We start from the raw sequence: 8,825 nt of genomic DNA, 5'->3' as shown, positions 1-8,825 counted from the left end.
ATGACCTTATAGGTCTTTAACTGCTCTTGCGACAAAGTGATCCATCCTTTTTTCATATTTTCAGTTTAATAGAATGTGACATTTTATCAAGTGAATCTAAAGGTGACATTATCACAAGTTAACAACAGAATATTATCAAATTTATTTACAACTGTTAAAATTTATTGTACACTTATTAAGGAATTTACCTTTAAGTTGGTCCTGTGAGGCTGGTAAGGTGATGCATATCAGTGTATCTAGAATCTTTTTACCTTGCCGTAAAAAGATTTTTTTTTGTGCGGATTACCGGTACTCCGATACTTTGGTGGAAGGGAGGCAACCATGGCTGAAATAATAGAAATCATGGATGAAAATGCGTTGAACAGGGCTATAACGCGAATTTCCCACGAAATCGTGGAAAAAAACAAAGGGACCGAAAATCTGGTCATAGTCGGGATAAAAACCAGGGGAATGCCCATCGCTCGAAGGATCGCAGAAAATATTCGGTCGTTTGAAAGCGGGGATGTCGTATTGGGATCCGTAGACATAACGGATTACAGGGACGACAAGAAAAAAGACGGCAAATGCAGGACAGAAAACATAATAGACATTGACGTTCAGGATAAAAATGTTGTGTTGGTAGATGATGTGATCTATACCGGCAGGACATGCAGAGCGGCTATCAATGCTGTCATGGACAAAGGAAGACCTCAGAAGATACAGTTGGCGGTCATCGTAGACAGAGGTCACAGGGAACTTCCGATACGTCCTGATTATGCAGGGAAAAACGTGCCTACATCCAGAGATGAAACCATCAGAGTTTTATTGAAAGAGCAAGATGATAGAGACGGTGTTTTGTTAACTAAAAAAGGAGGAGCAAAATGAACACATTAACCGGGGGTAAAAAAGCGATTTTAGGATTTCAACATCTTTTGGCCATGTTCGGAGCTACGGTGCTTGTTCCGATATTGACTGGAATGGATACTTCAGTAGCGCTATTGAGTGCTGGTCTGGGAACTTTGATTTTTCACTTGGTCACAGGCAGAAAGGTCCCGGTCTTCCTGGGCTCAAGTTTTGCTTTCATAGGAGCTTTGGCAATGACTCTTTCCCAATATGGGATAGGAGCGGTAAAGGGAGGCGTTATCGGAGCCGGTTTAGTATATATTATTATGGCAATTATTATTCAATTGGCCGGTGCTGAAAAAGTAAGATCATTCTTTCCGCCCATCGTTACAGGGCCTGTAATAATAGTAATCGGACTAAGACTAAGTCCGGTCGCCTTAAGCATGGCAGGATACTCTTTTGACGGGGCAACATCCATGGGTCACGTGGATGCCGAGTCGATAATAGTCGCATCAGTAGTAATACTTACCATGGTGGCAATTTCGATATTTGCCAAAGGCTTTTTCAAGCTGGTACCTATTCTGATTTCAGTTATTGTAGGTTACGTGACTGCAGCTCTTATGGGAATGGTTGACACAACGGGAATCATGGATGCAGCCTGGCTGGGAATGGCGGGTGTTTCCTGGGAAACGGTAACGACCCTTCCTGAATTCAACATTTCAGCAATAACGGCAATAGCGCCAATAGCAATGGTTATTTTCATAGAGCATTTTGGGGATATAACTACAAATGGAGCTGTTGTAGGCAAAGATTTTTTCAAAGATCCAGGCGTACATAGAACAATGTTGGGCGATGGACTTGCTACTGTAATTGCCGGATTTTTAGGCGGACCTGCTAATACCACCTACAGTGAAAATACCGGTGTTCTGGCCGTTACGAAGGTATATGATCCTTCTGTTCTGAGACTGGCCGCAATTTTTGCAGTAATTCTAAGCATGATCGGAAAATTCGGGGCACTGATAAACAGCATTCCAACTGCTGTTATGGGCGGTGTAAGCATCATATTGTTCGGAATGATAGCAAGCGTGGGAGTCAGAACAATGGTAGAAGCCCAGTTGGACTTTGCTCACAGCAGAAATCTGATTATATCATCATTGATTCTTGTAACTGGAATAGCCATCGACAATATATTTGTCTGGGGAACATTGTCTCTTTCAGGGTTGGCAATTGCAGCGTTTTTGGGTATAGTCCTGAACAAGCTGCTTCCGTCTGATATTTAAACAGCATAAATAAAAAATTTCCCGGGGTGTTATACCTCGGGAAATTTATTTTACATTGAAAAATTCGTCTCATTTCGTTGAATGCCCAAACTTATTAATAGTAAAATTACTTAACTGCTTCGTTAAGGGCTTCAATTAAAATGTCAACGTCGATTCCGTGAGCTGATGCACCTTGCTCGATGTTTTCAAATCTTGCGGCCATACAACCAAAGCAATGCATACCGAATCTTTGAAAAACGTCAACAGTTTCCGGGTAGTTGTCAACTGCGGACATTATATCCATTTCTTTTGTGATTTTCATAGATGTTCACCTCCAAATTACATATATTATATCACAGAGTCTTTAAAATGGAATATCAGCCAATAATTTTTGACTAAAATATTTGATAAATTTTAAATAACATGTATAATTAAATGAAGTGGGCAATAAGTTTGAAGGGGTGTTGTAATGGTTTTCAAGGCTGTAAAAATCAATAACAGACAGGGGCTGCACGCCAGACCAGCAGCAAAATTTGTTGAGATGGCAAACAGATTCAAAAGCGATATATATATCAAAAAAGATACTGCCACCGTCAGTGCCAAAAGTATCATGGGGGTAATGGTCCTGGGGGTAGATAAAGGCACGGAAATAACTATCGAAGCATCCGGATCGGATGAACAGGAAGCATTGGATGCTTTGGTTAAACTGTTGGAATCAGATTTGGATGACGAATAGAAAAGATAATGAGAATTATCTTTTTTTTTGTCCGGAATCAAAATGCCGTCAAAGATTACATTTATTATAAAATATGATATGATAATGTATTAGATAGATTTGGAGGTAAAAAATGTTAAGTGAAGAAAAAATCAAGAGGATAAATGAATTGGCTCAAAAAAAGAAAACGGCTGGATTGACCGACGAGGAAGCAGCCGAACAAAAGAAATTAAGAGAAGAATATCTGGAAAGCTTTAGAAAAAATTTCAGATCTCAACTTGATAACATAGAAATAGTTGATTAGGAGGAGGTTGCAGCAATGACGGAAAATTTATCAAGAACAAAAGCCAACGTATGGGATGCAAATGAAAATACAAAAAGAGAAGTTTTTGAATTTTCAGAAGGATATAAGAAATTCCTGGATAAGGGGAAAACTGAGAGAGAATCCGTTGAAGCAATCATAACACTGGCAGAACGTGAGGGATTCAAAAATTTGGATCACTTTGTTGAGAACCATATTAAAATCAAGCCCGGTGACAAAGTATACGCGCAATTCAAAGGGAAACAGGCTATTCTTTTCAAAATGGGATCCACAGATCCGGAAAAAGGATTTTTAGTGGTAGGATCACACATAGATGCTCCCAGGCTGGATCTTAAGCAGTCACCGTTGTATGAAGATGGAAAGCTTGCTTTTTTCAAGACTCATTATTACGGTGGTATAAAAAAGTATCAATGGATCACCATGCCACTTGCATTACATGGTGTGGTTGTTAAGGAAGACGGTACTAAAATCAATGTATCTGTAGGAGAAGAAGACGGGGATCCGGTTTTCTTTATTACAGATTTGTTGCCCCATTTGTCAAAAGAACAAAATGAAAAGAAAATCAGTGAAGCAATAGAAGGAGAAATGCTCAACGTTCTGATGGGAAGCATGCCTCATGAAGACAAGGGAAAAAAGGAAAGGTTTAAAGATGCGATACTTTCTCTATTAAATGAGAAATATAATATTGTAGAAGAAGATTTCATTTCATCAGAATTTGAAATCGTTCCGGCTGGAAAGGCCAGAGATGCTGGATTGGACCGTAGCATGATTGGAGCTTATGGACAGGATGACAGGGTTTGCGCATATGCATCTCTAATGGCAGCTTTTCATGCGGAAAACAGCGGAAAATCCATAATGGCTGTTTTTGCCGACAAGGAAGAGATCGGCAGTGTAGGTGATACCAGCATGAGCTCAAAATTCTTCGAGAACTTTATCTATGAAGTTCTTCAAAATTCGGCTGAAGGAAACATAGAATTGATTTTTAGAAGATCTTTGCAAAGATCGAAGTTTTTATCTGCAGATGTTAATGCAGCCATGGATCCAAACTTTCCCAATACACATGACAAGTACAATGGTGCCTGTCTGGGAGAAGGCGTGGTGATCACAAAGTACACCGGATCCAGGGGGAAATCATCAAGCAATGATGCACACCCGGAATTTTTAGCCGAGATAAGAGGCCTTTTCAATAAAAACAAGATTATATGGCAAATTGGTGAACTGGGAAAGATAGACCTCGGTGGCGGGGGGACCATTGCGTTTATTCCTGCGGTTTACGGAATGGATGTTTTGGATTGCGGCATAGCGCTATTGAGTATGCATTCTCCTTGGGAGTTGGCTTCAAAAGGCGATGTGCATATGCTTTACAAAGCCTTTAAAGCCTTTTTTGAAAGCAATTTGTAGGTACGAAGATGTTTATTATGGGTTTGACCGGAGGGATCGGATCCGGGAAAAGTGAGATATCAAAAATCTTCAGCAAAAATATAAAAATCTCAGTGATAGATGCGGATTTATTGGCAAGAAAGGCTGTTGAAACCGGGTCTGAAGGGGAAAAACAAATATTCAAATTCTTTGGTGACTCTGTGATCGATGAAGGTGGTCGATTGGACAGAAAAGTCCTGGGGAGTATCGTGTTCAACGATAGATCCAAATTGGAGATCCTTAACACCATCGTACATCCCATAGTGGAGAAGTTGTTTTATGAAAAAGTGAAACATCTGACGGAAAAAGGTGAAAAATTTGTGCTTTACGATTGTCCGCTTTTGATAGAAGAAAATTTATTTCATCAGGTCAACAAGGTTTTACTTGTACGCGCTCCTATTGAAGACAGGATATACAGGATCATTCAAAGAAACAATATTAGCAGAGAAGAAGCTTTAAAGCGCATAAAGGCTCAATTGGACGACGAGACAAAGGAAAAACATGCAGATTATATCTTTTGGAATGATGGCACATTGGATGAATTGAAAGCTTCTGTAATTCATTTGTGGGAAAAAGTGTCCAAAATCTACTTGTAAATTGTATAGATAGGGTTTATAATATCTTTTGTGCAACAGTTGACAAAAGATATTATAAACATCGTGCGAGGGTGGCGGAACCGGCAGACGCGCATGCTTGAGGGGCATGTGGAAGAAATTCCGTGGGGGTTCAAGTCCCCCCCTTCGCACCATTTTTTTACCCTTTTGCTGGTAAAAAATGTAAAATAGCTTAGTTTAAGCAGATTATAATCTGTAAAGCACCTTTCATAGGACAAAATGCATGATTTTTATGATAAAATGGATTTATAAAAAGGCCTTTGATATGCGATCCATAATTTTTGGCATCAAAGTCTCAACTTGAATTTGGGCGGTATATCCGATATTATGTATTCAGACCGGTCAATGAGGAGGAAGTTTATGAAATTGAGTCAAATCAAGGAAATAATCGAAGCTGAAGTGCTTTGCGGTGAAGACAAGCTGGATCGCGAAGTTTCAAAAGCCTGTGGTTGCGATTTAATGAGTGAAGTTTTAAGATTGGTCGAGGAAGACATGATCCTGATGACAGGCTTGACCAACATCCATGTTTTGAAAACAGCTGAAATGGCAAATATTCAGTACTTGATTTTCGTATGGGACAAAATTCCCGATGAAAGGTTCATAGAGGAAGCAGACGAACTGGATATGGTAGTCATGAAAACACCCTTGTCGCTTTATGAGTGTTGCGGCAGATTGTATAAAGAAGGACTTGGAGAGATAAAATAGAAATGACTAATATATATGAAATGGAATACAATGTTGACAATAGAGATTTTGTAGTTGCTGGTGACGTTTCGAGAATTATCAAAAGAACACTTCAACGGATTGGGGTGGATCCCAAGATAATCAGAAGAATAGCTATTGCATCATACGAAGCTGAAATGAATATAGCGATACATTCCCAGGGTGGAAAGATATCAGCAAAAATTGACAGCGATAAAGTAGTCGTTTGCACTCAGGACTACGGCCCAGGAATAGAAGATATTGCGCTAGCCATGACTGAAGGTTGGTCAACGGCTTCTGCTGAAATCAGAGAGATGGGATTCGGTGCGGGGATGGGGCTCCCAAACATGAAAAAATGCTCCGATGTTTTTGAAATCGAATCCATAGTACCTCAGGGGACCAAAATCAAGATGACATTTTGGTTGTGAGGTTAATAAGGCGGTGAACGATATGAGTAAACATTCGGTTTATTTGGATGAGGAAAAGTGCAACGGCTGTACTACATGTCTGAGGCATTGTCCTACTGAGGCGTGCAGGATCAGAGACGGGAAAGCAGTAATAATCTCAGACAGATGCATTGATTGCGGCGAATGTATAAGAGTATGTCCTAACGGTGCTAGAAAAGCGGTAACAGATACGGTAGACATTCTTAAAAAGTACAAATACAAGGTTGCCATACCTTCTCCAACACTGATATCCCAGTTTAAAACCGAGTTCAGTATCAACCGGATCCTATCGGCACTAAAAAGCATAGGTTTCGATGAAGTCCAAGAGATGGCTTACGGTGCTGAAATCCTTGGAGAGGCAATAAAGTATGAACTTAGAAACGCAAATGTTCAAAAGCCTTTGATATCAACCGCTTGTCCTGCTGTAGTTAGAATGATCCAAGTTAGGTTTCCGGAATTGGTCAACAATCTGATGACTCTTGATCTTCCAATGGAAATAACAGCCAGGATCGTTAGAAAACGTTTAACTGAAGTCGTTCATATGAAGGACGAGGATATAGGTATCATATTTATAACTCCATGCGCTGCAAAAACCACGACTATCCACCATTACATATCCTGGGACAATTCAAAGTCCAGTGTTGATGCGGCTATTGCGATATCGGATATTTATCCTGATATTTTGCACAGGTTAAAATGCATAAAAGAAGAAGAGCTACAGCATTCGACTTCTAGAGGTTTACAGTGGGCACAGAGTGGGGGAGAGTCAAGTTTTATTTCCGACAAGCAGATAATCAGTGTCGACGGGATCCACAATGTCATAGATGTCCTGGATGAAATAGAGGGGGGAAGGCTACCTGAATTGGACTTCTTTGAAGGGATGTCATGCATAGGAGGCTGCGTCGGTGGATGTTTTACTGTTGAAAACGCATATATAGCAAAAAAGAGGATCTACGACAGAGCAAGGGAAAATATAAACAGCAAGAACGACATTACAGATGAAATGATAAGATATTATTATGAATCCGGATTTCTTGACCGATATGAAGAAATCAAACCAATGCCGGAAAAACCGATACATAAAGATTTTAAAAAGGCGATCAAAATGATGGATGATATTTCCAAGGTTGAAAAAGCTTTGCCTGGAATAAATTGCGGGTCTTGTGGCTCGCCTAACTGCAAGGCATTTGCTGAAGATGTGGTCAGGGGATTTGCAAAAGAAGAAGATTGCATATTTGTAATGAGAGAGGCAATAAAAAACTTAAGAAACAATATGGACTTGTCGGACAAGTCTTGTTGGCTTTGGAAGGAGTAACTCGATGAGTGGATTAACTGTAAAAAATCTGTTGGAAGATCAGCGCTTCATCTTGTCAAACAGTGTTGAAGAATTGGACAAGCAGATAGAAAATGTCTACATTGGTGACTTGTTAAGCTGGGTAATGTCCCATTCGGACAGCAACTGTGCCTGGATAACCGTTCAAACCCATATCAATATTGTGGCTGTCGCAGTGTTGCTGGAAATGTCATGCATAATTCTTCCAGAAGGACTGGAACCTGATGAGAACACCAAGTCCAAATCCGAATCGGAAGGTATTCCCATAATCACCACTGAATTAGATGCGTTCAGTATTGCCTGCGTCCTTAAGGAAAAAATCGATAAATGAAATTGAAACCTTTTGCAGTGGACCTTCATATCCATTCGTGTCTCTCACCTTGCGGAGATGTTGACATGACACCCAACAACATAGTCAATATGGCAGTTTTGAAAGGTTTGGATGTAATTGCAGTTGCTGACCACAATAGCGCAAAAAATCTACCTGCAGTCCAAAAGGTGGCAAAGGCGGCGGGGATCGGGCTTTTGCCTGCAATTGAGGTAAACACAAAGGAAGAGATCCACGCCCTTGCTTATTTTGACAAGGTTGAGAAAGCCATGCAACTGGACGAGATCATTTACGCATCTTTGCCTGAAATAGTCAATGATGAAAAATATTTTGGAGCTCAAAATATCTTGGATCAAGATGATGAAATAATTGGAAATGTAAGAAAACTTTTGATTTCAGCTGCAGACATTTCTATATCGGACTTACAAAAAATTTGTACTGAAATAGGCGGAGTTGTGGTTCCTGCCCATCTGGACAGAAAGAGCTTTAGTTTGGTTTCCAACCTGGGTTTTATTCCACATGACATGGACATCAAATATGTGGAATTATCCCGCAGGTACAAATTGGGTGAAAATCTGCTGCTGGACAAGATGATACAAAAGTACAAGACGATAAGATCTTCCGATGCCCATTATCTTCACGACATATTTGAAAGAGAATTTTTTATGCATCTGGATGAACCATCCGCAAGCTGCATCATTGAAAAATTGAGAGTTTGATTGGAGTTTATTTCAAATCGAAAGCAATCTGGTAATATGTCAATCGATAAATAATAAGAAACTTCGACAGAATCAATAAAAAAGTGCATGACAAATAGACCTTGAGATTTGAAAGAAAAAATCAAGGCAAAGTTGAAGTTATGAGT

Annotated in this window: 12 protein-coding genes and 1 tRNA gene; 12 read left to right on the top strand and 1 reads right to left on the bottom strand. The window is 39.8% G+C overall.

Annotated features, from left to right (window positions below):
* Nucleotides 1-321: 321 nt before the first annotated feature.
* Together pyrR and IWB18_RS11985 are read left to right on the top strand one after the other, a co-directional pair.
* Nucleotides 322-864, top strand: a complete 543-nt coding sequence (gene pyrR / locus IWB18_RS11990; protein ID WP_195683857.1) for a bifunctional pyr operon transcriptional regulator/uracil phosphoribosyltransferase PyrR — start codon at nucleotides 322-324, stop codon at nucleotides 862-864.
* Nucleotides 861-2,102 carry a uracil-xanthine permease family protein gene (locus tag IWB18_RS11985; protein WP_195683856.1) on the top strand — a complete coding sequence of 414 codons (1,242 nt, stop codon included), beginning with the start codon at nucleotides 861-863 and terminating at the stop codon, nucleotides 2,100-2,102. Before pyrR ends, IWB18_RS11985 begins: the two co-directional genes overlap by 4 nt.
* Before the next feature lie 106 nt (nucleotides 2,103-2,208).
* Here the strand turns inward: IWB18_RS11985 and IWB18_RS11980 are convergent, their stop codons facing one another.
* Nucleotides 2,209-2,403, bottom strand: coding sequence for a DUF1858 domain-containing protein (locus IWB18_RS11980; RefSeq protein ID WP_195683855.1), 195 nt, complete (start codon nucleotides 2,401-2,403; stop codon nucleotides 2,209-2,211).
* Nucleotides 2,404-2,550: 147 nt separating this feature from the next.
* On the opposite strand from IWB18_RS11980, the gene IWB18_RS11975 reads away from it, so the two are divergent.
* The 10 genes from IWB18_RS11975 (at nucleotide 2,551) to IWB18_RS11930 (ending at nucleotide 8,679) form a co-directional block, all read left to right on the top strand.
* A complete protein-coding gene (locus IWB18_RS11975; RefSeq protein ID WP_195683854.1) occupies nucleotides 2,551-2,817 on the top strand; it encodes an HPr family phosphocarrier protein in 267 nt (88 codons plus the stop codon).
* 112 nt (nucleotides 2,818-2,929) lie between these two features.
* Nucleotides 2,930-3,100, top strand: a complete 171-nt coding sequence (locus tag IWB18_RS11970) for a DUF896 domain-containing protein (RefSeq protein ID WP_195683853.1) — start codon at nucleotides 2,930-2,932, stop codon at nucleotides 3,098-3,100.
* A gap of 15 nt (nucleotides 3,101-3,115) precedes the next feature.
* The gene (locus IWB18_RS11965) at nucleotides 3,116-4,519 is read left to right on the top strand and encodes an aminopeptidase (RefSeq protein ID WP_195683852.1); all 1,404 of its coding nucleotides are present in this window, start codon (nucleotides 3,116-3,118) and stop codon (nucleotides 4,517-4,519) included.
* Between the two features lie 8 nt (nucleotides 4,520-4,527).
* On the top strand, nucleotides 4,528-5,133 hold the full coding sequence (gene coaE, locus IWB18_RS11960; protein ID WP_195683851.1) for a dephospho-CoA kinase: 606 nt from the start codon (nucleotides 4,528-4,530) through the stop codon (nucleotides 5,131-5,133).
* A 65-nt stretch (nucleotides 5,134-5,198) separates the two neighbouring features.
* Nucleotides 5,199-5,285 (top strand) — tRNA-Leu (locus IWB18_RS11955).
* A gap of 226 nt (nucleotides 5,286-5,511) precedes the next feature.
* A complete protein-coding gene (locus IWB18_RS11950) occupies nucleotides 5,512-5,856 on the top strand; it encodes a DRTGG domain-containing protein (RefSeq protein ID WP_195683850.1) in 345 nt (114 codons plus the stop codon).
* Nucleotides 5,857-5,858: 2 nt separating this feature from the next.
* Nucleotides 5,859-6,281, top strand: coding sequence for an ATP-binding protein (locus IWB18_RS11945; RefSeq protein ID WP_225877848.1), 423 nt, complete (start codon nucleotides 5,859-5,861; stop codon nucleotides 6,279-6,281).
* A gap of 22 nt (nucleotides 6,282-6,303) precedes the next feature.
* Nucleotides 6,304-7,614, top strand: coding sequence for a [Fe-Fe] hydrogenase large subunit C-terminal domain-containing protein (locus tag IWB18_RS11940; protein ID WP_195683849.1), 1,311 nt, complete (start codon nucleotides 6,304-6,306; stop codon nucleotides 7,612-7,614).
* 4 nt (nucleotides 7,615-7,618) lie between these two features.
* Entirely contained in the window at nucleotides 7,619-7,963 is a 345-nt protein-coding gene (locus IWB18_RS11935) for a DRTGG domain-containing protein (protein ID WP_195683848.1), read from the top strand.
* Nucleotides 7,960-8,679 (top strand): PHP domain-containing protein, encoded by a 720-nt coding sequence (locus tag IWB18_RS11930; RefSeq protein WP_195683847.1) that lies wholly within the window; start codon nucleotides 7,960-7,962, stop codon nucleotides 8,677-8,679. The genes IWB18_RS11935 and IWB18_RS11930 overlap by 4 nt, the downstream gene beginning before the upstream one ends.
* Nucleotides 8,680-8,825 lie beyond the last annotated feature (146 nt).

Source organism: Alkalibacter mobilis (assembly GCF_015594845.1).
Taxonomy (GTDB): Bacteria; Bacillota; Clostridia; order Eubacteriales; family Alkalibacteraceae; genus Alkalibacter; species Alkalibacter mobilis.
This window is presented reverse-complemented; position numbering and strand designations above follow the sequence as displayed.

Coding starts and splice junctions, on each gene's coding strand:
- pyrR (WP_195683857.1), top strand. CDS start 322: ATGGCTGAAATAATAGAAATCATGGATGAAAATGCGTTGAACAGGGCT.
- IWB18_RS11985 (WP_195683856.1), top strand. CDS start 861: ATGAACACATTAACCGGGGGTAAAAAAGCGATTTTAGGATTTCAACAT.
- IWB18_RS11980 (WP_195683855.1), bottom strand. CDS start 2,403: ATGAAAATCACAAAAGAAATGGATATAATGTCCGCAGTTGACAACTAC.
- IWB18_RS11975 (WP_195683854.1), top strand. CDS start 2,551: ATGGTTTTCAAGGCTGTAAAAATCAATAACAGACAGGGGCTGCACGCC.
- IWB18_RS11970 (WP_195683853.1), top strand. CDS start 2,930: ATGTTAAGTGAAGAAAAAATCAAGAGGATAAATGAATTGGCTCAAAAA.
- IWB18_RS11965 (WP_195683852.1), top strand. CDS start 3,116: ATGACGGAAAATTTATCAAGAACAAAAGCCAACGTATGGGATGCAAAT.
- coaE (WP_195683851.1), top strand. CDS start 4,528: ATGTTTATTATGGGTTTGACCGGAGGGATCGGATCCGGGAAAAGTGAG.
- IWB18_RS11950 (WP_195683850.1), top strand. CDS start 5,512: ATGAAATTGAGTCAAATCAAGGAAATAATCGAAGCTGAAGTGCTTTGC.
- IWB18_RS11945 (WP_225877848.1), top strand. CDS start 5,859: ATGACTAATATATATGAAATGGAATACAATGTTGACAATAGAGATTTT.
- IWB18_RS11940 (WP_195683849.1), top strand. CDS start 6,304: ATGAGTAAACATTCGGTTTATTTGGATGAGGAAAAGTGCAACGGCTGT.
- IWB18_RS11935 (WP_195683848.1), top strand. CDS start 7,619: ATGAGTGGATTAACTGTAAAAAATCTGTTGGAAGATCAGCGCTTCATC.
- IWB18_RS11930 (WP_195683847.1), top strand. CDS start 7,960: ATGAAATTGAAACCTTTTGCAGTGGACCTTCATATCCATTCGTGTCTC.